This is a genomic window from Komagataeibacter xylinus NBRC 15237 (assembly GCF_001571345.1).
GTDB classification, from domain to species: domain Bacteria; phylum Pseudomonadota; class Alphaproteobacteria; order Acetobacterales; family Acetobacteraceae; genus Komagataeibacter; species Komagataeibacter xylinus.
This window is the reverse complement of the sequence record NZ_BCTP01000009.1, coordinates 80,871-105,054: the sequence shown is the minus strand read 5'-3', so window position 1 is coordinate 105,054 and position 24,184 is coordinate 80,871. Positions and strand designations below refer to the sequence as shown.

24 protein-coding genes are annotated in these 24,184 nt (G+C 62.9%); 9 read left to right on the top strand and 15 right to left on the bottom strand.

All coding sequences use genetic code 11. From position 1 onward, the window contains the following. Nucleotides 1–323: 323 nt before the first annotated feature. Complete coding sequence (locus tag GXY01S_RS05885) at nt 324–1,223, bottom strand: 3'-5' exonuclease (protein WP_061272967.1); 900 nt, start codon at nt 1,221–1,223, stop codon at nt 324–326. Between the two features lie 155 nt (nt 1,224–1,378). On the opposite strand from GXY01S_RS05885, the gene GXY01S_RS05880 reads away from it, so the two are divergent. Both GXY01S_RS05880 and GXY01S_RS05875 read left to right on the top strand, forming a co-directional pair. Continuing rightward, nucleotides 1,379–2,350 carry an ion channel gene (locus GXY01S_RS05880; protein WP_061272964.1) on the top strand — a complete coding sequence of 324 codons (972 nt, stop codon included), beginning with the start codon at nt 1,379–1,381 and terminating at the stop codon, nt 2,348–2,350. Continuing rightward, entirely contained in the window at nt 2,304–3,455 is a 1,152-nt protein-coding gene (locus GXY01S_RS05875; RefSeq protein WP_082770734.1) for a retropepsin-like aspartic protease, read from the top strand. Before GXY01S_RS05880 ends, GXY01S_RS05875 begins: the two co-directional genes overlap by 47 nt. A 178-nt stretch (nt 3,456–3,633) precedes the next feature. Here GXY01S_RS05875 and GXY01S_RS05870 read toward each other — a convergent pair whose 3' ends face one another. The 6 genes from GXY01S_RS05870 to GXY01S_RS05845 form a co-directional block, all read right to left on the bottom strand. Beyond that, complete coding sequence (locus tag GXY01S_RS05870; protein WP_061272961.1) at nt 3,634–4,104, bottom strand: GAF domain-containing protein; 471 nt, start codon at nt 4,102–4,104, stop codon at nt 3,634–3,636. A 110-nt stretch (nt 4,105–4,214) separates the two neighbouring features. Beyond that, nucleotides 4,215–6,044: an ABC transporter ATP-binding protein gene (locus GXY01S_RS05865; RefSeq protein ID WP_061272958.1), complete on the bottom strand. Its 1,830-nt coding sequence runs from the start codon at nt 6,042–6,044 to the stop codon at nt 4,215–4,217. A gap of 92 nt (nt 6,045–6,136) precedes the next feature. Beyond that, nucleotides 6,137–7,474 carry a DUF763 domain-containing protein gene (locus tag GXY01S_RS05860; RefSeq protein ID WP_061272955.1) on the bottom strand — a complete coding sequence of 446 codons (1,338 nt, stop codon included), beginning with the start codon at nt 7,472–7,474 and terminating at the stop codon, nt 6,137–6,139. A gap of 24 nt (nt 7,475–7,498) precedes the next feature. Then, complete coding sequence (mntR, locus tag GXY01S_RS05855) at nt 7,499–7,990, bottom strand: manganese-binding transcriptional regulator MntR (protein WP_061272952.1); 492 nt, start codon at nt 7,988–7,990, stop codon at nt 7,499–7,501. Further along, the gene (gene purU / locus GXY01S_RS05850) at nt 7,990–8,871 is read right to left on the bottom strand and encodes a formyltetrahydrofolate deformylase (protein ID WP_061272949.1); all 882 of its coding nucleotides are present in this window, start codon (nt 8,869–8,871) and stop codon (nt 7,990–7,992) included. The genes mntR and purU overlap by 1 nt, the downstream gene beginning before the upstream one ends. Nucleotides 8,872–8,875: 4 nt before the next feature. Beyond that, nucleotides 8,876–9,556: a peroxiredoxin gene (locus GXY01S_RS05845; RefSeq protein WP_061272946.1), complete on the bottom strand. Its 681-nt coding sequence runs from the start codon at nt 9,554–9,556 to the stop codon at nt 8,876–8,878. A gap of 90 nt (nt 9,557–9,646) precedes the next feature. Between GXY01S_RS05845 and GXY01S_RS05840 the strand changes: the two genes are divergently transcribed. Genes GXY01S_RS05840 through GXY01S_RS05830 form a run of 3 tightly spaced genes read left to right on the top strand, consistent with a single transcriptional unit; the run spans nt 9,647 to nt 12,552 of the window. After that, nucleotides 9,647–10,570: an MBL fold metallo-hydrolase gene (locus tag GXY01S_RS05840; protein WP_061272944.1), complete on the top strand. Its 924-nt coding sequence runs from the start codon at nt 9,647–9,649 to the stop codon at nt 10,568–10,570. Nucleotides 10,571–10,618: 48 nt separating this feature from the next. After that, complete coding sequence (locus GXY01S_RS05835) at nt 10,619–11,905, top strand: NAD(P)/FAD-dependent oxidoreductase (protein ID WP_061272941.1); 1,287 nt, start codon at nt 10,619–10,621, stop codon at nt 11,903–11,905. A gap of 59 nt (nt 11,906–11,964) precedes the next feature. After that, entirely contained in the window at nt 11,965–12,552 is a 588-nt protein-coding gene (locus GXY01S_RS05830; RefSeq protein ID WP_165165645.1) for a DUF1643 domain-containing protein, read from the top strand. Between the two features lie 90 nt (nt 12,553–12,642). Here GXY01S_RS05830 and GXY01S_RS05825 read toward each other — a convergent pair whose 3' ends face one another. Together GXY01S_RS05825 and dinB are read right to left on the bottom strand one after the other, a co-directional pair. Next, entirely contained in the window at nt 12,643–13,032 is a 390-nt protein-coding gene (locus tag GXY01S_RS05825; protein ID WP_061272938.1) for an immunity protein YezG family protein, read from the bottom strand. A gap of 153 nt (nt 13,033–13,185) precedes the next feature. Beyond that, complete coding sequence (gene dinB, locus GXY01S_RS05820) at nt 13,186–14,268, bottom strand: DNA polymerase IV (protein ID WP_255210365.1); 1,083 nt, start codon at nt 14,266–14,268, stop codon at nt 13,186–13,188. 393 nt (nt 14,269–14,661) lie between these two features. Between dinB and GXY01S_RS05815 the strand changes: the two genes are divergently transcribed. From GXY01S_RS05815 to GXY01S_RS05805, 3 genes are all read left to right on the top strand, one after another. After that, a complete protein-coding gene (locus tag GXY01S_RS05815; protein ID WP_061272934.1) occupies nt 14,662–15,348 on the top strand; it encodes a YfdX family protein in 687 nt (228 codons plus the stop codon). A 109-nt stretch (nt 15,349–15,457) separates the two neighbouring features. Continuing rightward, complete coding sequence (locus tag GXY01S_RS05810) at nt 15,458–16,057, top strand: hypothetical protein (RefSeq protein ID WP_061273001.1); 600 nt, start codon at nt 15,458–15,460, stop codon at nt 16,055–16,057. Between the two features lie 534 nt (nt 16,058–16,591). Further along, a complete protein-coding gene (locus tag GXY01S_RS05805) occupies nt 16,592–16,834 on the top strand; it encodes a hypothetical protein (RefSeq protein ID WP_174520918.1) in 243 nt (80 codons plus the stop codon). A gap of 132 nt (nt 16,835–16,966) precedes the next feature. On the opposite strand, the gene GXY01S_RS05800 is transcribed toward GXY01S_RS05805, so the two are convergent. From GXY01S_RS05800 to folP, 5 genes are all read right to left on the bottom strand, one after another. Next, nucleotides 16,967–17,413 (bottom strand): hypothetical protein, encoded by a 447-nt coding sequence (locus tag GXY01S_RS05800; protein WP_242501154.1) that lies wholly within the window; start codon nt 17,411–17,413, stop codon nt 16,967–16,969. A gap of 296 nt (nt 17,414–17,709) precedes the next feature. Next, the gene (locus GXY01S_RS05795; RefSeq protein WP_061272995.1) at nt 17,710–18,438 is read right to left on the bottom strand and encodes a response regulator transcription factor; all 729 of its coding nucleotides are present in this window, start codon (nt 18,436–18,438) and stop codon (nt 17,710–17,712) included. Nucleotides 18,439–18,584: 146 nt separating this feature from the next. After that, nucleotides 18,585–19,379 (bottom strand): bifunctional hydroxymethylpyrimidine kinase/phosphomethylpyrimidine kinase, encoded by a 795-nt coding sequence (gene thiD / locus GXY01S_RS05790; RefSeq protein ID WP_061272929.1) that lies wholly within the window; start codon nt 19,377–19,379, stop codon nt 18,585–18,587. Between the two features lie 3 nt (nt 19,380–19,382). Beyond that, nucleotides 19,383–20,741 carry a phosphoglucosamine mutase gene (gene glmM / locus GXY01S_RS05785; RefSeq protein ID WP_061272926.1) on the bottom strand — a complete coding sequence of 453 codons (1,359 nt, stop codon included), beginning with the start codon at nt 20,739–20,741 and terminating at the stop codon, nt 19,383–19,385. A gap of 51 nt (nt 20,742–20,792) precedes the next feature. After that, nucleotides 20,793–21,842, bottom strand: coding sequence for a dihydropteroate synthase (gene folP / locus GXY01S_RS05780; protein WP_061272923.1), 1,050 nt, complete (start codon nt 21,840–21,842; stop codon nt 20,793–20,795). Here folP and GXY01S_RS17970 point away from each other — a divergent pair. After that, entirely contained in the window at nt 21,841–21,987 is a 147-nt protein-coding gene (locus GXY01S_RS17970; protein ID WP_156470290.1) for a hypothetical protein, read from the top strand. The genes folP and GXY01S_RS17970 overlap by 2 nt on opposite strands. A 128-nt stretch (nt 21,988–22,115) precedes the next feature. Here GXY01S_RS17970 and ftsH read toward each other — a convergent pair whose 3' ends face one another. Then, complete coding sequence (gene ftsH / locus GXY01S_RS05775; protein ID WP_061272920.1) at nt 22,116–24,056, bottom strand: ATP-dependent zinc metalloprotease FtsH; 1,941 nt, start codon at nt 24,054–24,056, stop codon at nt 22,116–22,118. Between the last annotated feature and the right edge of the window lie 128 nt (nt 24,057–24,184).

The following is a 24,184-nucleotide window of genomic DNA, read 5'->3' as shown; positions in this document are numbered from 1 at the left end:
AAGCCGAAGGACTGGATGGCGGGCCGCCTGATTACATGGGCGATGCGTTCTTTGGTGGTCCGTAAAAATTTCCGGGTGCTACGTTTTTTGAAGCTTTTTGAAAAAAGCTTCACCAAAAACTTTCTTCTTTTTTTATATCAATACTTATGAAATCTGTTTTTATTATATTATGAATTATTTAAAATTATCAAAATATGTAAGCAATTAATTATTTTATATAACTGAAGCTATATTCCATGCCTTGAAAATAATAAAATTTTTTGGTGAAGCTTTTTTCCAAAAAGCTTCGTCCAATAAGGCAGCCCAAAAAATATCCCCCCCCCTCAGCAACGGGTGGAAAACCGGTCCCACGGCGTGATCCGCGTCACCGGCAGGTCCACAGGGCGGGCAAAGACCTCCGCTTTCAGATAAGCCAGTTCCGCTTCCACCTCCGCCTCGGGCAGCGAGATGGACCACGCGCGCGGATTGCCATCCGTGCCGTCATTCCACCGGTAGCCGCGCTGGCGCAACTGGTCCTTGAACTCATAGGGCGCATTTTCCGCCCAGATGCGGCAGCGTACCTGCCGGGCGTTTTCCAGCAATGCCGCAAGGGCAGGCTGGCCTGACACCGGCAGCACCCGGTCGAGAATGGCAATGCCCGCCTGGCAGTCATCCACCGCGCGGTGCCCGTCAAACCAGAACCCTGCCTGCATGCCCAGATAGGACAGCTTGCGCCCCTCAAAGCCTTCCGCCGCCCAGTCCACGTCCTTCATGGAGCACGCCCACGGCTTGGTGGTGAAGGCCGGAGTGAAACGCTCGGCAAACTTGCGGTCAAAATCTGCATTATGTGCGATAATAAGTGAGGCAGGCGCCACGAAACTGGCCACCTCCTCCGGTGTCACCGACTGGCCCGCCACCATGGCGGGGGTGATGCCGGTCAGCGCGGTGATCTGGGGCGGAATGGGGCGCGAGGGTTCACGCAGGCGGCTGAACGGTTCCAGACTGCCCAGAATCCGTCCGTCCAGCGTGTAAACAAAGGGCACGATGCCGAATTCGATAATCTCGTCCTTCACCGCACTCAGCCCCGTGGTCTCGAGATCAAGGAACATGCCCAGCCGCGTGCCTGCCTCGGGCGGGTATTCAGCCAGCACGCGCGGGGCAAGCGGGCGCAGCACGCGGTAGCGGCCCGTGCCTTCCAGCGTGGTGGCCATGTGTTCCATCTGGTCGGGGGTCAACTCTGCCATGGGGTCTCCTGCCGGGCGGGTGTGCATGGATATGCGAAGGATGCACGCCCTCTCTACCACGCAGCCCGTTGCCCCGCCGGGGCGCATGTCATATTACAAAGTTTGTCAGGCCAATCCGTCCTGACCCCACACCACACGCGCAGGCAGGACACGCCATGGCACAGGACGCCGGGCCACAAACGCCCCCACGCCCCAGCCCTCCGGCAGGCGACAGGCGGCAATCCCTTCACAAGGTCGAGGACCAGGGACACGACACCATCGTGCGCGTGGGGCAGGTGGACCGCATCTGGTCCGATTTCTACCACCATGCCCTCACCGCACCGTGGCGCACGTTCTTTTACAGCTCGCTGCTGGTGTATGTGGGGGTCAACCTGCTTTTCGCGCTGCTGTACATGGCCGACAGCCAGGGCGTTAAGGGAGCCGACCCGCACAGCTTTGCTGATTTCTTCTTCTTCAGCGTGCAGACCCTCTCGACCGTGGGCTATGGCGGCATGGTGCCAGTGAGCCGCACCGCCAACATGATCGCCACGGTGGAAGTGCTGGGCGGCATGATGATCAACGCCCTGGCCACGGGCCTCATCTTCGCGCGTTTTTCGCGCCCGCGCGCGCGGGTCATGTTCAGTGACAAGGCGCTGATCCTTGCGGAAGGCGGCCACCTTCACCTTGATATCCGCATCGCCAACTGCCGCCGCAGCCCCATCCTGTCAGTGGATGTGGAGTTTGCGCTCGCCCGTCTCATCCGCATGCCATCGGGCCGGGTGGTGCGGCAGTTCGACCTGCTTACACTCCAGCAGTCGCATGTGCCGGTGCTGCGCTTTGCCTGCACGCCCACCCATGTCATCGACACCGACAGCCCCCTTTATGGCATGACGGAAAACGACCTTGCGGCACAGGAGGCGGAAATCATCGTCAGCCTGACCGGCACCGACGAAGCCTCGGGCCAGACCGTTTTCGCGCGCTCCGCTTACGGATTTGACCGCATGCTGTATAATCACCGCTTCGTCGATATCATCAACGCCGGGCCAGATGGGCGGATCACCGTTGACTACACCCGCTTTGACCAGACCGAATCCCCCCTCGATGAAAATACCGGGGCGGCGGAATACCTTACGGACCAGCCGGACTGATCCGCGTGCGGCCCTGCTGGCCCGCGCGGGCGCCGTGCTTCTTGCCCTTGCGGAGGGCATGCCCGCCCATGCCGCCCGGCACGCCCCCTTACCCGCGCCGACGCCCGTATTGCACTATGGCCTGCCCGCCGCCTGCCTGACCCATGTCATCGAAGCCCCGCTGCTGACCAATAGCGGCAGCCCCATCATTCCCGCCACGTTCAATGACATGACCGGACTGGCCTATGTCAGCGTCACACAGGACGAGGTGGGCATTTACGCGCCCAACGACACGACTTTTCCCGTTCTGTCAGCCATCAGCATCCAGACCATCGCGGGCATCGACACCACCTACACCACGGTGCTGCATGACCTGCGCATCAGCAACGGCCATGCCGATGACGTGCCCGCCCTGATCGAGGGCACGCGCCAGCCCCGCCTCAATGACCAGCCCGTGCTCGGCGTGATCGGCTACGACATACTGGGCAATTACGATGTGCTGTTTGATTTCCCCGCCCGCGTCATGGTGCTGTTCGTTGCCAGCACGCAGCCCGGCTGCCCGCCATTGCAGGACTGGCTCGGGCCGGACAGCACGGCCCTGCCCCTGCAACCCGACCGCCGTGGGCGCATGACCGGCATCAGCATGCAGGTGGGCACGCAGGGCACGCGCATGGAGATCGAACCGGGGGCGGACATGTCCTCGCTTTCACGCAAGGATGCCAGGGCGCTGGGCCTGACCTCCGCCATATTGCGTGATGACATTCACGTCCGCACCAATGCCGGCAAGATCCTGAACGGACGCAGGCACCATTTTGACAATATTGCCATTGGCGGCTGGCATGACCTGCCGCTGGACGTGAATGTGGAAAAAACCAGCTACAGCGTGCTGGGCATGAACTTCCTGCGGCGCAGGCGCGTGCTCATGGCTTTCCCGCAGGGCATGATGTACATGACCCCCCAGGCCGACATACCCAATGACCACGGCCAGGCCGCCCACGGCATGCTCACCACCCGCACGGCCATTGCCCGGCTGACGGACACGCCGCCCGCACCCTCCACGCCAGGCGAGCCGATGCCGGCCGCACCCGCGCCCCATCCCGCCCTGCGGACTGACGGAAAACAATGAACGTGACCGGCGACCCGAAAAGAACGCCGGGAAACAATGCATTGACAAAAAAGAATGAAATTTTTCGGGTGCTGCCTTTTTTCAAAAAGGCGGCGTTCTTCGAAGCTTTTTGAAAAAAGCTTCACCAAAAACTTCCTGATTTAATATTCTGGTGGGCACGCAGGGCATGCCTGCCTGATCAGGGCGTGATCCTGGCCACCAGCAGCGCCACGACCTGTTCGAGCCTGTGCTGGTCCGATGGGGTGAAACGGTTGCGGCAGGGGCTGTCAACATCCAGCACGCCCACGAGCCGTTCCCCGTGCAGGACAGGCACCACGATCTCGGCGGCAGAGGCCGCGTCACAGGCAATATGGCCGGGAAAGGCATGCACGTCAGGCACGATTTGCGTCCTGCGCCCGCGCGCGACCGTGCCGCACACGCCACGCCCCGGCGCAATACGCGTGCAGGCCACCCGCCCCTGAAAAGGCCCCAGCACGAGCATCCCGTCCTTCCACAGATAGAATCCGGCCCAGTTGAGGTCTGGCAGCGCCTCGAACACCAGGGCTGCGATATTCGCCATGTTGGCGATCAGATCCGTCTCGCCCGCAAGGGTGGCGGCCACCATGGGCACGAGGTCTTCGGGGCCTATGCGGTGGGTTGGGGCCTGCATGGGTTTTCCTTGTGGTTTGATGAGAGACTGGAAGAACGCCGCCTTTTCTCAAAAAGGCAGCACCCGAAAACTTTTAGCATTTTTTATCAATGCGTTGTTTCAGACACTGTTCACGACAGGGGCGAAAGACCCGGCACGGGGGCCAGCAGGTCGCCTGTTGCCAGCAGCCGGTCACGATACGGGCCGGGCACCGCCTCAAGCTCGGCCATGGTGCCCGCCTGGGCAATATGGCCGCGCTCCATCACAACGATCCGGTCAAACCCGCGCAGGGTGGAAAGCCGGTGGGCGACGGCAATGACCGTGCGTCCCACCATCAGCCGCTCGAGGGCGGCATGGACATGGCGCTCGCTTTCCCCATCAAGCGCGCTGGTCGCTTCATCCAGGATCAGGATGGGCGCATTGCGCAGGAAGGCGCGCGCAATGGCCAGACGCTGGCGCTGCCCGCCCGAGAGCATGACCCCCCGCTCGCCCACAACGGTGGCGAACCCCTGCGGCATGGCGTTGATGAAACGGGTACAGCCTGCAGCTTCTGCCGCGGCCTTTACCTCCTCATCGGTGGCATCGGGGCGGCCGTAGCGGATGTTCTCGCCCACCGAGCGGCGCAGGAGGTATACCTCCTGCGGCACCACGGCCATGGAGGCGCGCAGGCTGGCCTCGTCGAGTTCAAGGATGTTGACGCCATCAAGCTCCACCGCCCCCGCCTGCACGAAGCGCTGGCGCTGCAGCAGGGCCAGCACCGTGCTCTTGCCCGAGCCCGACACCCCCACCAGCCCCACGCGCGTGCCCGCGGGAATATCTAGGTTGAAATGCGACAGCACCGGCGCGCCACCGGGATAGGCAAAACTCACATCACGCAGTTGCACATGCCCGCGCAGCATTGCGGGCGGCAGCACCACCGTCTCGGCCACGCCGCTGCCTTCATGCGGCACCAGCAGGTGGCCCAGCGTCTCGGCCAGGCGGGTGACGTGCTTCATCGCCTCCACCATGGAAAAGGCCAGGTCACGCGTGCAGTTCAGGATCAGGAAGCCCAGCGTGGTCACCATCACCACATCGCCCGTGGTGGCGCGGTGCATGCGCCACAGCAGCACGGCCCATAGCAGCAGCCCCGTGGTCATGAAGGCGGTGACGACGGAATGGATCATCCGCAGCTTTTCCATATAGCGTAGCGAACGCGTGTGCAGCCCGATCTCGCCACGGATGCGCTGTCGCATGCGACCATGCTCCGCCCCCATCATGCCGTACGCGCGCACAAGGGGCAGGTTCTGCATCACGTCCAGCATCTCGCCATCCACCTCCGCCGCTTCCGCCGCGTAGGCCAGGTGCATCTCCTGCCCGTGGCCCGCCAGCAGGTAGATGCACAGCCCCAGCAGCAGCGTCATGCCCACCAGCACCAGTGCCATCAGCGGGCTGACCGTGCCCAGCGTGATGATGGCGAGGAACAGGTTCAGCACCGAAGGCAGCAGGTTCCATGCCGCCATGTTCTCCAGCGCCACCACCGCGCCTGCCGCCGCCGAAACGCGGGCCGCGAGTGCTCCGGAAAGCCGGTCGGCAAAATAGGTCGCGTCATGCCCGCTGAGGTAGCGGAACAGGTCGCCACGCACATCGCCACCCACCCGCACGAACACGCCCGAGGCCATCCACCCCGCCACCCGCCAGGCCGCGTTGTCGCAGATGATGGTGGCGCAGAACAGGAAGATGGATACCCAGACCGCCTGCATGCCCTGGCCACCCTCGGTCATGCCATTGACCAGATGGCGGATGATGGCCGACATGCCCACGTTGCACGCCACCGCCACCGCAATCGCGCTGACGATGATGGCGTGCCACCGGCCATGCAGCCGCACGTAATGGAAAATGAACCCCAGCGGGCGCGTGCGGTAGCGTGCCAGCGCGGGCATGGAGGGCGTGTCGGCGGGGAGAGTGGTGTCTTTCACATTCATGCGAGGATGCTGCCTTGAGGACATGGCGGGGAAAAGACTCCGCACTTATGCCGCATTTGGCCCGGTATCATGCCTGCATGACAGATGCACCCCTATCCCGCGTTGCGGGACGCCTCGCCTTCGTGTCCCTGCTGGTCGTGTGGCTGGCCATCATGGCGCATGATCCCGTTCCGCTGCCCTTCTGAAACCCGGTCGGGCGGCGGCGGTTCATAACCAAATACCGAGCGCCCGCCATAATCATGCGAGCGCGCGCGTTCCGCGCCCATAATGGCGGAAAAAGACGGGCCACGCGCATCGCGCTCCAGCCTGCGGGTAGCGGAGTCGAGCCTGCGGATGGCATCGAGCCGTTCCTCGCGCCCCAGCTTCGCCGCGGCCACGGCCGCCTTCATGACCGAGAGCGTGCGGTCATACACCGCCACCGGCACGGGATAGGGGTGGCGGTCCTTGCCGCCATGCGCCAGCGAGAAACGGGCCGGATCATCAAACCGGCACGGCGCGCCATGCACCACCTCCGCCACCAGTGCAAGGGCACGCACCGTGCGCGCGCCCACGCCGGGCACACGCAAAAGGTCGGGGAAGTCACGCGGCCCCGCCTCCTGTGCCGCCGCCAGCGCGCCATGCAGGCGGCGCATGTTCACGTCCTGCGGCTGCACGTCATGGTGGGCGGGCATGCACAGATAGGGCAGTTCACCCTGAGCGGGCGGCGGCGGGGGCGCATGGCCCTCGATGCGCATGAGTGCGCGCGTCAGCCGGTCCGGTCCCATGTCATGCAGCAGTTCGACCTGCCCTGCGCGTGAGGCAGCTGCCCGGTGGTCGGTCAGGTTCATGATGGGGCGGCCTGTCGTGCGGCCATCAATGGCGGCATGCGGCGCCTCGACAAAACTGCTCACGTCATCGGACAGCCAGTGATAGCGCCGCGCAAGGCGCTGGCCCGCATGCATGCCCTGCTGCACCACGGCCCATTTGCCATCCGCCGCCACGATGAAACCATGCAGGTACAGATCAAACCCGTCCTGCACGGCGGCACTGTCCACCTTGGCCACCATGCGGCTCGTGGCCACAAGGGGCGTGGCGTCAAGCCCGGTGGCCTCGCCCACCGCCAGCAGTTCATCGGGCGTGCGGCGCGAATGGCGGCCACGCCCCCCGCATACATACAGGCCCAGCTCATCCTGCAATGGCGCCAGCCCGCGCTTGAGCGCCCCGATCACGCTGGTGGTGATGCCGGAGGAATGCCAGTCCATGCCCATGACCGCGCCAAAGGACTGGAACCAGAACGGGTGGGCCAGCCTGCGCAGGAATTCGTCCCGCCCGTAATGATGCACGACCGCCTGCGTGATGACCGCCCCCAGCCGCGCCATGCGCTGGCCCAGCCACGCGGGCACGCGCCCGGTATGCAGCGGCAGGTCGGCGGAGCCTGCGCGTCGGGTCATGGGGCGTTCCCTTTCCTTGGCGGATCAGTCGTCGTGGCGTTTGCCTGCCTTGGCCATGAAGGCGGCCAGCCCCGCCTCGAGCGCGTGGCGGAAGGCACGCAGCGTTTCCGCTCCCACATAGTGTTCCATGCCCTCGGCATCAATGCGGGCACTCGCCTCGCTGACGCCAAGGGCACGCAGGAACTGCTCGACCGTGTGGTGGCGCGCGCGGCTGGCCCGCGCCATCTCCTGGCCTGCCCCGGTCAGGAAAATGCCACGATAGGGCCTGCGCGTCACCAGCCCGTCCGCCTCGAGGCGGACCAGCATCTTGGCCACGGTGGGCTGCGATACGCCAAGGCGGGCGGCGATATCGACCTGACGCGCCTCCTGCCCGTCATTGAGCAGGTCATCGATCAGTTCGACATAATCCTCGATCAGGGCGGTCTTGCGCGCCAGCCGCGCCTGGCGGAAGCCCGCGCACTGCGTATCGGCATCGGGCATGGGGGCTGCTGCTGGCCTGTGGTCCGGGCCGGGCATCAGGGATTGAACACGATGGTCTTGCGCCCGTTGGGAATGACGCGGCACTCGGTAAAGTAACGCACGGCACGCGCCAGCACCCGGCGCTCGATATCGCGCCCCTTGCGGATCAGGTCATCGGGGGTGTCGGCATGGGTAATGCGCTCGACATCCTGCTCGATGATCGGGCCTTCATCAAGGTCGGGGGTAACGAAGTGCGCGGTAGCCCCGATCAGCTTTACCCCGCGCGCGAAAGCCTGATGATAGGGCCTTGCCCCCTTGAAGCCGGGCAGGAAGGAGTGGTGGATATTGATGCACCGCCCCGCCAGCCACGCGCTCATGGAATCGGAGAGGATCTGCATGTACCGCGCCAGCACCACCAGCTCGGCCCCTGTCCCGCGCACGATTTCGGTCATCCTGGCCTCCTGCGCCGCCTTGGTGGCGGATGTTACGGGCAGGTAGTGGAAGGGGATGCCGTCAAGGTCGATATGGGCATAGGTCTCGCGCGGGTGGTTGGCGATGATGGCCACCGGCGCAATGGCCAGTTCGCCAATGCGCCAGCGATACAGCAGGTCGACCAGACAGTGATCAAAGCGCGAGACCATGATGACGGTGCGCGTGGGCCGCAGGCTCTCGCGCAGCGACCACTGCATGTCGAACCGCGCGGCCAGAGCGGCCAGCGCCTGCTCAAGCGCGGCGCGCGCCACGCCGCCCGCGGGCACGCTGAACACCACGCGCATGAAGAAGATGCGGCTTTCACGCTCATCGAACTGCTGGGCGCCCGCGATGTCGCCATCAAGCTCGAACAGGGCCTGGCTGATCGCCGCAACGATGCCGGGCCGGTTGGGGCAGGACAGCGTGAGCACATAGGACAGGCGCGGACACGGCGCAGGATCGGACATAGCGTTACTGCCCGCGCTTGCGGCCCGTATCGGGCACGGGGTTATAGAACCAGCATCCACTCCCCCCGGCCTTGCGCAGGGCGGCCTGCGTGGTGGGCACGGGGTGCACCACGTCGCAGCCCGGCGTCCAGCCCTCCGGCGTCATGACCGCGTTGCCCTCGCTACGGCGCAGGGCCTCGACAAGGCGCAGCAGTTCCTCGACCGAGCGCCCGACAGACATGGGGTACCACACCAGCGCGCGGATCACGCCATCAGGGTCGATCACGTAGGTGGCGCGCACGGTGGCGCTGTTCTGCGCGGTCAGGTCCAGCATGCCGTAGGCGCGGCAGACCGCCATGGAGGGATCTTCGACCAGCGGGAACGGAATCTCGACGCCAAAGCGCTCCTGTATCGTCTCGAGCCAGGCCAGATGCGCGTACAGGCTGTCAACCGACAGGCCCAGCAGCGCGCAGTCAAGCTGCTCGAAGCGATCGGCCGAGCGGGCCAGCGCAATGAACTCGCTGGTGCAGACCGGCGTGAAATCCGCCGGATGCGAAAAAAACAGCAGCCAGCGCCCGCGGAAGTCCGACAGGCGCATTTCGCCCTTCGTGGTACGGGCCTGAAAGTCTGGTGCCACGTCCCCGATCCGCAACGGGCGCGTTTCGATCATGCCATGGTTTGCGGGTTTACTCGCCTCTGTGCTCATGCCCTGCCCTTTTGCATCTGCCGCGCCTTGACGCAAGCCATCTCATAACATACATTTATTATGTAATTCATAAACTATGGATAATATTCCATGCCCGACACCGCCCTTGAAGCCGCTGCAAACCAGGTGATGACATGCCGCGCGACAGGCCAGGCGCCGGTTGTCCGGACATTCTTCGACCTGCCCACCTTCACCGCCACCCATGTGGTGCATGACCCCGCCACCCGCGCCTGCGCCATCATCGACAGCGTGATGGATTACGACCCCGCATCAGGCAGGACCGACCACGCCATGGCGCAGGACATCGTGGACTACGTCACGGCGGAAAAGCTCAGGGTGGAATGGCTGCTTGAAACCCATGTCCACGCCGATCACCTCTCGGCCGCACCCTGGCTGCAGAAGCGCCTTGGCGGCAGGCTCGGCATTGGCCACGCCATCCTGAAAGTGCAGGACATCTTCGGCAAGCTGTTCAACGCGGGCACGCGGTTCGCGCGCGACGGCTCGCAGTTCGACGCGCTGTTCGATGACGGGGCGCGGTTTACGCTCGGCGCCCTGCCCGTAACCGTGCTGCACGTGCCCGGCCACACGCCAGCGGACATGGCCTATGTGATCGGCGAGGCCGCCTTTATTGGCGATACGCTGTTCATGCCCGATTACGGCACCGCGCGGGCCGATTTTCCCGGCGGGGATGCGCGCATGCTCTACCATTCCATCCGCCGCCTGCTCGCCCTGCCCGCCGAGACGCGGGTTTTCCTGTGCCACGACTACAAGGCCCCCGGCCGCGACGCCTTTGCATGGGAAACCACCATAGGCGCGGAACGCGACAACAATGTTCACGTTCATGATGGCGTGGACGAAAACGCGTTCGTGCAGATGCGCACCGCGCGCGACGCCACCCTGTCGCTGCCCAACCTGATCATGCCCTCGGTGCAGGTCAACATGCGTGGCGGCCATTTGCCCGAACCCGAGGATAATGGTGTAAGTTATATCAAAATACCGCTCAGCCGTTCCTGACGCGCATCCATTGCAGCCTTATCTACAAAGTCATTCCGGAGACCCCTCATGACCGATACCGCCCCATCCACCCCAAACCTCGCCAGCACGGCGCGGGGCCTGACCTATGATGTCGTCGTGGTGGGCGGGGGCGCTGCCGGCCTGTCCACCGCGGCGAGCATTCTCAAGCGGCGCGGCGGCATCACGCTGGCCATCATCGAGCCGTCGGGCTCGCATTTCTACCAGCCGGGCTGGACGCTGGTGGGCGGCGGCGTGTTCAAGCAGTCACAGACCCGCCGGTCGGAAAAGAAGCTGATCCCCGCCGGCGCCGACTGGGTGCAGGCGGCTGCGACCGGCTTCGAGCCCGAGGCCAACCTCGTGCACCTGTCCAACGGGTCATCCATCCGCTACGAGGTGCTGGTTGTAGCCACCGGCCTGACGCTGGACTGGGACGCGATCGAGGGGCTGAGCGAAACCCTTGGCCGCAATGGCGTCACCTCCAACTACCGCTACGACCTTGCCCCCTATACCTGGCAGATGGTGCAGACGCTTGGCCGCGGCAATGCCGTCTTTACGCAGCCGCCCATGCCCATCAAATGCGCGGGCGCGCCGCAGAAGGCGATGTACCTGGCATGCGACGCCTGGCGCAGGCGGGGCCTGGCCGACAACATCAACACATCCTTCCACACCGCAACGCCGGGGCTGTTTGGCGTGAAGGAATTCGTGCCGCCGCTGATGGACTACATCAACCGCTACCATATCGACCTGTGCCTCAAGTCCAACCTGACAAAGGTGGACGGCAAGGGCCGCATCGCCACCTTCGAGAACGTGGCGCAGGATGGCAGCAAGACGACCTCGGAAGTGGAATTCGACATGCTGCATGTCGTGCCGCCCCAGCGCGCGCCCGACGTGATCCGCAACAGCGCGCTGGCGGGCGATGGCGGCTGGGTGTCGGTTGACCCCGCAACCCTGCGCCACACGAAGTTTGCCAATGTGTTCGCACTCGGTGACGTGGCGGGCACCTCCAACGCCAAGACCGCCGCCGCCGTGCGCGTGCAGGCTCCGGTCGTGGCCGTGAACGTGCTGGCAACGCTCGACCACAAGCCCGCCGTGGCCGATTATGATGGCTATGGCGCCTGCCCGCTGACCGTCGAACGCGGCAAGATCGTGCTGGCCGAGTTCGCCTATGGCGGCAAGCTGGCCCCCACCCTGCCCACATGGCTGCTCAATGGCCGCAAGCCCACGCATCTGGCCTGGTTCCTCAAGGAATGGGTCATGCCCGCGCTGTACTGGGATGGCATGCTGCGCGGCCATGAACTGATGGTGGCCCCGCACAAAATCGGCACGCCGCGCTGATCTTTCGCAACCACTGAAAAACGCGCCATGGCCGCGCGGGGGTGGACCTCCGCGCGGCCATGCGTATGTTTGGGGCCATGAACACCAGCAGACAGGGCCAGCACCATGTGGGCCACAGCCGCCCGCTCCGCCTGGCCGATGACGTGGTCAGCCATGCCATCTATGGCGGCCCGGACAAATGCTACCGCTATGAACTGACCCGTACCTGGAACCCCGATGGGCAGGCAGTGATGTGGCTGATGATGAACCCGTCGGTTGCGACGGAAGACGGCGATGACCGCACGGTGGCCAAGTGCCAGCGCTATGCCCGCGCCTGGGGCTACGGCACGCTGCTGGTGGGCAACACCTTCGCCTATCGCTGCACCGACCAGAAGCGCCTGACCGAGGTGCCCGACCCGGTTGGTCCTGAAAACGACCGCCACCTGCTGGCCATGGCGCGGCGGGCCGACCTGGTGGTGGCCGCCTATGGCTCGCCGCAGATCAGGAGCCTGCTGCCCCGCGGGCCGGAGGTGATCCGCATGCTGCAACAGCACGGCATTACGGTCAGCGCCATGCGGCTGAGCAAGGGGACGGGCCGCCCCGAGCATCCGCTTTACCTGCCCAGCAGCCTGAAGCCCGAACCGCTGCCGCCTTTTGCCCCGGCCTGAATGGGTTGCGGGGCCTAAAACAGTTTCTGGTAGTGTCTTTTGAAGCTTTTTGAAAAAAGCTTCACCAGAAACTTTTATTGTTTCAGGGCATTAGTAGTCAAAATCGACTGAAAACGACCCTTCGGCCATCTCCACGCGCAGGGTCAGCCCGGTCCAGACCGGCTGGTCGCGGGCCGGGTTCTCGCGCCAGAAGGCAGCGCGCAGTTCCAGCAGTTCGTGCTGCAGGTCGTGCAGGTAGCGGATATGGCCTTCGGTCGATTCGTCCTCAAACGGGCTGAAATTGACCTTTTCCCCCTCCTGCGTTTCGTAATCGAAGCCGAAATACACATTCGTGTCGCCAAGTTCGACATTGCCGGTAAAGGCCATGTGCATCTCGATGGCGCGGCAGGTTTCCTCCTCCTCTTCCGGCACGGCAATCAGCACGAGTTCGGCAATGGCGTTGAGAATGGCCTTTGAACCGGGAGGGGCTGCGTTGTTCATTTTATCCTGCCTGCTGTGGGGGAAGCCATCCCATGGCCTCAATGCGATCTGCCTACAATCGATAAAGAGTTTTTGGTGAAGCTTTTTTCAGAAAGCTGCAAAAGACGCCGCCTTTTTGAAAAAAGGCGGCACCCAAAAACTTCTGTTCATATATCAGCCAAACAATGCCAGTTGCCGCGCGGGTGGAACAGCGCCGGGCACGCGCAGGCCCGATACGGTCACGCCAAGCAGCCTGATGCCCCGTGGCGGCGGAAAGCATGGCTCCAGCAGCGCCAGCGCCCGCCGGGCCAGATCAGCCCCGTCCGCCACGGCTTCCGGCGCCGTGCGCCCGCGCACGATCTGGCGGAAATCGTTGTATTTCACCTTCAGCGTCACGGTCACACCCGTCAGGCCACGCGCAACACAACGCCCCCACACCCGCTCCGACAGGGCCAGCATGCTGTCACGCGCGGCAGCCCAGTCGTGAATATCGGCATCGAAGGTCTGCTCGCCGCCAATGGAGCGGCGCGGGCGGTTGACCTCCACGGGGCGGTCATCAAGCCCACGGGCGATGCCGTAATAGAAATCCGCCGCCTTGCCAAAATGCCGCAGCAGGCGTGAGAGCGGCTGCGCGCGCAGGTCCAGCCCAGTGCGAATGCCAAGGCCATGCATCCGCGCCGCCGTGGCCGGGCCAATGCCATGGAACTGCCCGACCGGCAGGTTCGCCACAAACTCCGGCCCCATGCGTGGTGTAATGACAAACTGGCCATCGGGCTTGCGGTAATCGGAGGCCAGCTTGGCCAGGAATTTATTGTAGGACACGCCTGCCGAGGCGGTCAGTGCCGTCTCATCGCGGATACGGGCACGAATGGCCGTGGCAATCGCGGTGGCGGAGGGATAATCCAGCAGCGGACGGGTTACATCCAGATACGCCTCATCAAGCGAAAGCGGCTGGATAATGGGCGTAAAACAGGCAAAAATGGCGTGAATCTGCGCGGAGATCGCGCGATAGACCTCAAAACGCGGCGGCACGAACACAAGGTCGGGGCATTTGCGCTGTGCTACGACCGAAGGCATGGCCGAGCGCACCCCGAACCGGCGGGCCTCATAACTCGCGGCGGCAACAACGCCGCGCCGCCCGGCACCACCTACGGCAAGCGGCCTGCCCCGCAGGGCCGGATCATCGCGCTGCTCGACCGAGGCATAAAAGGCATCCATGTCAACATGGATGATGCGCCGGTGCCCTGCACCACTCACGGCCCGGACCGCACCAGGGCCATGCCCGCAAGGGACATGACCGGCACGGCGTGACTGCGCGAGATCAGTCGTTGCACTTCTTTTTCTTAAGGAAAAACACGATAACGCCGACAATCGCACCGAAAACCAGGATACCCTTGAGGCAGGGAGACTTGGAAGGGCACTTGGTTGCACATTCAGACATGATTCATTCCTTGATAAACAGCGCCACCCCAGACGGGAGCGGCAAGGCCCATACTAGCGCATGCATGCGCCGTGACCAGTGGACTTTTGGCACGCAGGCGCCCGGTCGGGCCTGACATGCGGCAGCAGGGCAGCCGCATTGCGTTGCCACATCTTTTGTTACAGATGGCGCCGGGCAATGATACCGCCACCAAGACCGGAGAATGAACCATGAAGAAATATGCATTCCTGCCCGCAGCCCTGCTCATGCTGGGCACGGCAGTCGGCGCGGCGCATGCCACCCCCTCGGCCGGGCGCGCGGTCAACCGTGATTTCGCCAAACTGTCGGCTGATGGCAGCCGGGCGTTTGATGATATTGACATGGCCCGCACGGCCCTTGCCAACAACGACACCGCTGGCGCCATCAAGCTGCTGACCGATGCCAACAACGCCCTGACCCGCGCCAAGAGCGACAACAAGGTGTTCATGAAGGCCGAGGCCCAGCTCACGCCCCCCAAAAAGGCCCCGGCTGGCGCACCCGCACCCAAGGCTGCCCCCTCCACCCAGCCCGTGGCCTGGCTGCCGGTTGATGGCGAATACATCGTGACCGAAGACCTTGAGCCCACCTCCACCAAGGGCACGGCGGTGGCTTCGGCCAATACCAGCCTGAACAAGGGCAAGCCCACGCAGGCCGCGCAGAACCTGCAGGTTGCTGCGGTGGATGTTGACTTCGTGCTGGCCATTGCACCGCTCGATGCCAGCGCCAGCGATATCTATCGCGCCTCCAACCTGCTTGCGGGTGCAACACCCAACACCAAGGATGCGGACGCCGCCCTGCTCGATGCCCAGAACAGCATCCGCTTCGTTTCTGAGGACATGGTTGGCACGCCTTCGGGCAAGAAGGCCGCCGGGCACTGAGTCCCGGCTGTTTCCGGTCGTTACCATGCCGCGCCTGAGGCCAGCCCATTCCCCATCGCCCCTCGCGCAGGGGGGTGGGCTGGCCATCCGGCAAGGCATGTGGGTAGCCATGACCGGACTCTGCCTTGCCCTTGGCGCCCGCCCGGCCTGGGCGGGTGGCCAGATCACGCTCTGTCTGGCCAGACACCCGGTTGAAAACAGCTTTGTGCAGAATGCCGCGGCCCATGGCCCGATCCATGTGCCCGCAGGCACCGCGCTCAATTACGCAGGCCACGCCTTTGGCCCTGCATCGGACCCGCTCGACCGCGCCCACGCAGGCCCCGATGGCGATGGCTGGCGCAACATCCCGCCCGCCGAGGAAGCGCGCCGCCGCGACCTGCAGATGGAAGATATTGGCGGAGACAGCCGCTACCACCGCCCGCAGGCAGCCCTCATGACGACGGCAGCCGTGACCCTGTCACCCACGCGCCCCTGCGCGCAGGTAGGCGCTACAGCTCTCCTGTCCGATGACTGGACATGGACGATGGACACCATCCCCGCCCGGCCCGACATGTATTTTCAGGCCTATGGCACGGTACGGGGCGACCAGCTTGACCCGACCTTCAATAACGATGCCGATCCCTTTCAATGGACAGCAGCACATGGCGCGCTGAATGCCATTGTGACACAAACAGTTGACCAGTCGCTGACGCTTCGTTCTCCAGACTGAAAGACAGTCCTTTCAGTTACATGCTGTCCGCATCATGCTACCCGGCACGCCAAAGGCAGGCAGGAAACGGGATAATGGCGGGTTTTGTGAACAACCCCTTCAATCAACTGCCAGTATCCGATAAGTTTTTTTTGACAAAGCTGCATTGAAAAAACTTTTATTGTTTTTTAATCGTTACGTTATTTTCGCAAAACGTTTCAATGAATATTTTCCTATAAAACGAACCCTGTTATGCTATTTATAAATTTGTTATTTTCTACATCCAATAATTTCAATATGGATAAAACAGGAATATAAATTACATTTTACATTAATAAGTATGAAAAATTTAATTCTGTACTGAAAAGATGTTGGCTTGTGACAGATGCCCTCATAAATAATCTACCTGCCCCGCATGGGAAGCAATACCCACAGGTGGGGAAAAAGCACAGGATTATAGCATGCTGCATGGGGGATGGATGTGCCGCCACATAAGATGCATGCTAAAGGTTATTTAACAGCCCAGCCAGCCGATGAAAAACAATGGAGAACGGGATGGCCCTCTACCAGTCCGCACAGTTTATTGATACGTGGACCGATCCTGAATTCGACAAGCTTCATCCGCCCCGCACCGTCGCCCCTCATTCCGGCATTTACCGTTGTGCCGGCTGCGGCGTGGAAATAGCCGTAAGCGAAGGGCAACTCCTGCCTGCCATCCATGCCCACCCCCACCGACTCGGCACGCGCGAAGCCTGGCAGATGGTGGTCTATGCGGACCATCGCCCCAAATTTACCTGAAATTCCGCCTGCGCCAGACCGTTTCTGACGCGGCTTTTTTCACAAAACCTCAAGGAAACGCCGCCTTTGTGGAAAAAGGCGGCACCCGGAAACTTTTATTATTTTATCAATGCGGTGTTTGCAGGCAGCGCCTTACCACCAGCCGCCGCCCCATGGCCCCCCCCAGCCGCCGCCGCCGCCCCAACCCCACATGCCCCAGTTCCAGGAGGCATCTTCGTACATATCCGCCGTCATCTGCTGCTGGTCAGCCAGATTCTGGGCCTGCACATAGGACATGTAGCGCCCATAGGCAGCCTGGTTGCCCACATAAAGGCAACTGCACACCTTGGGGTCGGAATAGATGTAGAGCATGTGGTCCCCAAACGATTTCTGGAGGAACCGGTTGGGGGGAAGTTTCTGCAGCATCAACTGCCGTTCCGGATTATTGGCGGGGCGCGCCACAAAACCCGCCGCGGCAAGGCTGTTTTCCTTATCCACGATCTGGTCATGCACACTTTCGCAGGCGGTCAGCCCGGTGGATATGGCAAGCAGCAACGCACCACCTGCGTAAAGCTGCCTCAGCGCTTTCTTGTTTCCCATCGACGTGCCGCCTGTTTCCATCCTGTTAATCAGCGCATCCTGTCCCATCAACGAGATGGAATAAAGATGCGCGGAAAAAAACATACGAATTATTTCTGCCGAGTTTGATTTATCTCATGTTCGGGGCCGGCATGCCAATGCAATAACGGTCGGGCGATGGGGGCATCGCATATCGAATCATCACTTTAAAACTTTGGCAGGCGCACCTTACGGGGTGGGCCTGCCATTTTTCTTTGCACGATCATTTTAACAACGGCAGCCCGGTTCGGGTTGCAGCCACTCAGGCGCGACAGGTATCACGCCACCGTTACATGCGGCATGGAAGCCCCCAAAGGCGCCGTGGCCAGGGTCGGCGCCTCGTCGCGCAGCACGTAGCCCTGCCCCCACACGGTGGCAATGAGCTGCCCGGCACCCGCAACCTGCAATTTCTTGCGCAATTTGCAGATGAACACATCAATGATCTTCATTTCCGGCTCATCCATCCCGCCATACAGATGGTTGAGGAAGGCATCCTTGGTCAGGACCATGCCCTTGCGCAGCAGGAGCAGTTCCAGAATCATGTATTCCTTGCCGGTCAGATGCACGCAGTGCCCCTGCACGCTCACCGCGCGGCTATCAAGGCACAGTTCAAGCGGCCCCGCGCGCAGGGTCGGCTCGCTATACCCCTTGGAGCGACGGATTACCGCCTGCATCCGCGCTGTCAGTTCCATCGATTCGTACGGGCGGGTCACGTAATCATCCGCCCCGGTGGAGAAGGCCCTCACCTTGGTGGCGGCCTCGCGCTCCTCTGACAGGACCAGAACGGGCGTGGGCACCCTTGCAGCCCGGCTGACCCGAATGACCTCGAACCCGTCAAGATCTTTCAGCCGGACCTCCATGACCGCAAGGTCATAATTATAGGATTTTAACATTCCCAGTCCATCATGCCCTGTATCAACATGATCTACTGTAAATCCGGCTTTTTCCATATGCCGGGTGGTCTCTTCGGCTTTCCGGGCATTGGGTTCTACGAGCAAAATCCGCATATCGACCATCCAGTAGATATTTTAACTACATCTACCTATAGGTGCGCTGAATGCATTAAACAACCTAAAGTTGTCTATATATTACCATTCTTCCATAAGAATAATAAATATAATGACATTTATTTTATTAATGAATTATTAATGCGCTATCCCATCCCGCCCGCGCCATGATTCAATGGGCCTGCGCCCGCGCCATAGCCAGGTGCGGCTGCAATGGCACGCAGCACATAGGTCCGCGCCCGGATCACGGCATCCGTCAGGTTCATGCCCTGCCCCAGCCCGGTGGCAATGGCGCTGGCCAGGGTGCAGCCGGTGCCATGCGTATGGCGGGTGTGGATGCGCTGGCTCACGAATTCCTGCACCGTACCATCGGCCTGCACCAGCACATCAAGCAGTTCATCACCTTCCATATGGCCGCCCTTGAGCAGCACGGCGCGCGGCCCGAGTGCGAGCAGGGCGCGGGCCGCAGGCAGCATGTCGGCACGCCCGGCAATGCCGTGGCCAAGCAGGGCCTCGGCTTCGGGAATGTTGGGGGTCATTACGGTGGCCAGCGGCAGCAGCCGCGCCTTCAGCGTGGCCAGCGCACTCTCCTGCAACAGCGCGGCCCCCCCTTTCGCCACCATGACCGGGTCGAGCACGTAGGGAATATCGGTCGTGGTGAGCAGCACATCGGCAATCGCCTCGATCACCTCCGGGCGGTCGAGCATGCCACTCTTGAACGCATCAACGCCCAGGTCATCCATCACGCAGCGCATCTGGGCCACGATAAACGCCGGGGATACCGGCATGACCGCCTGCACGCCCAGCGTATTCTGCGCGGTCAGCGCGGTGATGGCGGTCATGGCGAAGCCGCCCAGCACGGTTACGGTCTTGATATCGGCTTGGATGCCAGCCCCGCCCCCGCTATCGCTGCCCGCCATGATGAGGATACGCCCCTGCATGGCTCAGCCCGCCATCTGGATGGCGGTAATCGCCTCGCACATGTCATCGACCACCGCATTGACCAGCGCTTCGTCCTCGGCTTCCGCCATGACGCGCACCAGCGGTTCGGTGCCGCTTTCACGCAACACGAGTCGCCCGCGCGCGCCCAGCCGCTTTTCCGCCGCCTTGCGCGCGTCATGCACCTGCGGGTCATGCAACGGGCTGCGCCCGGCAAAGCGCACGTTGCGCAGCAGTTGCGGGTAGGGCTTGAACATGCGGCACACCTCGCTTGCAGGGCGACCGGACTCCACCACTTCAGCCAGTACCTGCAGGGCTGCCACCAGCCCGTCGCCCGTGGTGGCGAAATCCGACAGCACCATATGCCCTGACTGCTCGCCACCGATATTGGCGCCAAGCTCGCGCATTTTTTCCACCACGTAGCGATCGCCCACCGCCGTGCGCACCAGTTCCAGCCCCTGTGTCTCGAGATAGCGCTCAAGCCCCATGTTGGACATGACGGTGGCCACGATATGCCGCCCCGACAGCCGCCCCTGCCGCGCCCATGAATGCGAGATCAGCGCCAGGATCTGGTCGCCATCGATCAGGCGGCCCTTTTCATCAGAAATCAGCACGCGGTCGGCATCGCCATCGAGGGCGATGCCGATATCGGCCCGGTGGCGCTGCACGGCAGCACACAGGGCCTCGGGGCGGGTGGAGCCGCAGCCTTCATTGATGTTGATGCCATCAGGGTCGCAGCCTATGCGCACCACTTCCGCACCGAGTTCCCACAATGCCGTGGGCGCCACGCGATAGGCCGCCCCGTTGGCGCAGTCGATTACGATGCGCAGCCCGTCAAGCCGCAGGCGGCGGGGGAAGGAGGACTTGGCGCTTTCCACGTACCGGCCCGCCGCGTCATTAAGGCGCGAGGCCCGGCCGATCTGGTCGGGGGCGGCGAGCATATGGGTCAGGTCCTCGCTCATTGCCGCTTCAATACCCGCTTCCGTTTCATCGGAGAGCTTGAACCCGTCAGGGCCGAACAGCTTGATGCCGTTATCGCCATACGGATTGTGCGACGCCGAGATCATGACGCCCAGATCGGCGCGCAGGGAACGGGTGAGCATGGCAATGGCCGGGGTGGGCATCGGCCCCACCAGCGTCACGTCCATTCCGGCGGAAAGGAAGCCCGACACCAGCGCGCATTCGATCATATAGCCCGACAGGCGCGTATCCTTGCCCAGCAGCACGCTATGGCGGTGCGTGCCCTGTATGAAGCGCAGGCCCGCGGCCTGGCCCAGCTTCTGCGCGACTTCCACCGTCATGGGAAAGCGGTTGGCCATGCCCCGAATGCCATCAGTGCCAAACAGCTTTCTTGTTTTTACCATGACTGGGAATCTCCGGATACGTTCTGGTCGGACATCGACCTACCTTACCTGTTACTGCTGATCCAGCCCCTGCTGCACCCGCATGGCCTGGATCATGGCCGTTGCATTGTGAACCCGGAGCACCACGCCGGGAAAGACCATTCCGGGCAGGCTGGCCGCAATTGTGCCCGGATCGCGCGCGGCCGCGTCGGGTTCACGGGCCAGTTCGCCAATCATGCGCTTGCGCGACGTGCCCAGCACCACCCGGCAGCCCAGATTGGCCAGCAGCGGCAGGCGGGCCAGCAGGGTCAGGTTGCCTTCCAGCGTCTTGGCAAAGCCGATGCCGGGGTCAACGAGTATGCGCGCGCGTGCAATACCTGCCGCCACCGCCGCCTCCACGCGCTGGCCGAGTTCACGCACCACATCCACCGCCACATCGCCATATGCCGTGTGCGCACGCATCGTTTCAGGCGTGCCGCGCATGTGCATGAGCATGACCGGGCAGCCATGCCGCGCCACGACCGCGCGGGCGGCGGGGTCATGCGTCAGCGCCGAGACATCATTGATGAGCGTGGCCCCTGCTGCCAGTGCCTGGTCCATGACCGCGGCCTGCCGCGTATCAATCGACAGATGCAGGCCATCAAGCGCGGAACAGGCCCGCACGGCGCGGATAACCGGGCCGATACGCCCCCATTCCGCCTCGGCGGACACGGCAGGCGCACCGGGGCGGGTGCTCTCGCCGCCAATATCCACGATCTGGCACCCGGCGGCATGCAGCGCCTTTATGCGTGCCAGCGCCGTCTCCACGCGGTCATGCTGGCCGCCATCGCTAAAACTGTCCGGGGTGACGTTGATGATACCCATGACCTGCTGCCCTGGCGGTAGCCCCGCATCGGGCGCGGGCGCGCTGATGCGCCGGGCTGCCGCCTCCCATGCGGGGGGCAGGGCCGCAACTGGCAGGATCGTATGCTCGTGCTCCGGTCCGATCAGGCGGGCGAGCGCATAGGCCCGCGGGCCGCCCGCGAACCAGCGCGCAACACCCCGCGCCACCGCCTGCCGGGCAGCTTTGCCATGCAGCAGGCCCAGGGGTTCAATCAGCAACTGGCCTGAAAAATGCCCCATGAAAGACGTACCCGATCATGAAAATATTCTGGCGAAGCGTTTTGAAAAACGCAGCACCCGGAACTTTGATTCTCTCTTTTCCACGCGCCCATTATTGCCTGTCCGCTGGTATGGGGCCGGATACAAACATGGCGGAACAGCCTGAAGCTGCCCCGCCATGTTCATATTAACGGACTGTTTGAAAAGCCTGCCAGCTTAAAGCTGCAAAAGAATGCCGCCTTTTTTCAAAAAGGCGGCACCCAAAAACTTTTACTGTTTCCTCTCAGGCTGTTCCTAGCCAGCCGGGGCGGCGCCAACCCCGCCCTCGCCTTCCGGCGCGGGCAGCGGCGCCACGGGGGCGGAAGGCGCCGAAGGCGGCACGGAAGGACGGCGGTTCTCCGGCATCGGATCATCCACCACCACGCGCTCGATCTTCTCGCCCCGCAGCACCTGGCGAATTTCCTCGCCGGTCAGGGTTTCATATTCCAGCAGGGCCGCGCCAAGGCAATGAAGCTGGTCGATATGCTCAAGCAGCAGGCTACGGGCGCGCTCATAGGCGGCATCGATCAGCTTGCGCACTTCGTTATCGATCTCGCGTGCCGTCTCCTCCGACACGTTCTTGTTCTGGGTCACGCTATGGCCCAGGAAGACTTCCTGCCCGTTGCCGCCATAGGCCACCATGCCCAGCTTGTCGCTCATGCCCCATTCGGTCACCATGCGGCGGGCCACGTCGGTCGCCATCTTGATGTCGCCCGAAGCGCCGGTCGAAACATTGTCGGCCCCGAAGATGATTTCCTCCGCAGCGCGGCCACCCATGGCCAGCGTCAGCTTGCCGATGCACCACGAGCGGCTTTCGGAGTAGCGATCCTTCTCCGGCAGGCTCATCACCATGCCCAAGGCCCGGCCACGGGGAATGATGGTGGCCTTGTGCACCGGGTCGGAACCCGGCGTGAGAATGCCCACCAGCGCATGTCCGCCCTCGTGGTAGGCAGTCATCTTCTTCTCGTCCTCGCTCATGACAAGGGAGCGGCGCTCGGCGCCCATCATCACCTTGTCCTTGGCGTTCTCGAACTCGAGCATCGCCACCGTGCGCTTGCCCATGCGGGCGGCCATCAGGGCTGCCTCATTGACCAGGTTGGCCAGGTCCGCACCCGAGAAGCCGGGCGTGCCACGGGCAATGACCTTGGGGTCCACGTCGGAGGCCAGCGGCACCTTGCGCATGTGCACGCGCAGGATCTTCTCGCGGCCAGCCACGTCGGGGTTGGGCACCACCACCTGGCGGTCGAAGCGACCGGGGCGCAGCAGCGCGGGGTCAAGCACGTCGGGGCGGTTGGTGGCCGCAATCAGGATCACGCCCTCATTGCTGTCAAACCCATCCATCTCGACCAGCATCTGGTTGAGCGTCTGCTCACGCTCGTCATTGCCGCCGCCAAGGCCCGCGCCACGATGGCGACCGACAGCGTCGATCTCGTCGATGAAGATGATGCAGGGGGCGGCCTTCTTGCCCTGTTCGAACATGTCACGCACGCGCGATGCGCCCACGCCCACGAACATCTCGACAAAGTCGGAACCCGAGATGGTGAAGAACGGCACGTTCGCTTCACCCGCAATGGCGCGGGCGAGCAGCGTCTTGCCCGTGCCGGGCGGGCCTACGAGCAGCACGCCCTTGGGGATCTTGCCGCCAAGACGGGTAAATTTCTGCGGATCACGCAGGAAGTCGACAATTTCCTGCAACTCGCTCTTGGCTTCATCAATGCCGGCCACGTCATCAAAGGTCACGCGGCCCTGCTTTTCGGTCAGCATGCGCGCGCGTGACTTGCCAAAGCCCATGGCCCGGCCTCCGCCCGACTGCATCTGGCGCATGATGAAGATCCACGCCCCTACCATGAGCAGCAGCGGCGCATAGTTGATGAGGTAGCGCAGGATGGGATTAGTATCCGCCTCAAGCGGCTTGGCCACGACTTCCACGCCTTTTTCCGTCAGGCGGGAAATCAGGGTGGGGTCCTGCGGGGTATAGGTATCGAACGACGTGCCATCCGTCAGCGTGCCGGTGATGTTGTGCTCCTGCACCACGACAGAGCGAACATGCCCGCTGTTCACGTCTCCGATGAAGTCGGAATACGCCAACTGCTGCGATGCATGCTGCGCGCTTCCCGGCTGGAAGACGTTAAACAGCAACAGCAGCAGGACGATGATGATAACCCACAGGAGCAAGTTCCGGCCGAAATTGTTCATCTTGTCCACTGTTCCATCCGCTGGCCCCCTCGCCAATGCCCCACAGCGGGCAGGCGAACAGATGCCACGTTCACTACGTCCTATCATACATAGGACGATCAGGGGATATTCACACCCCCACCCGCCAA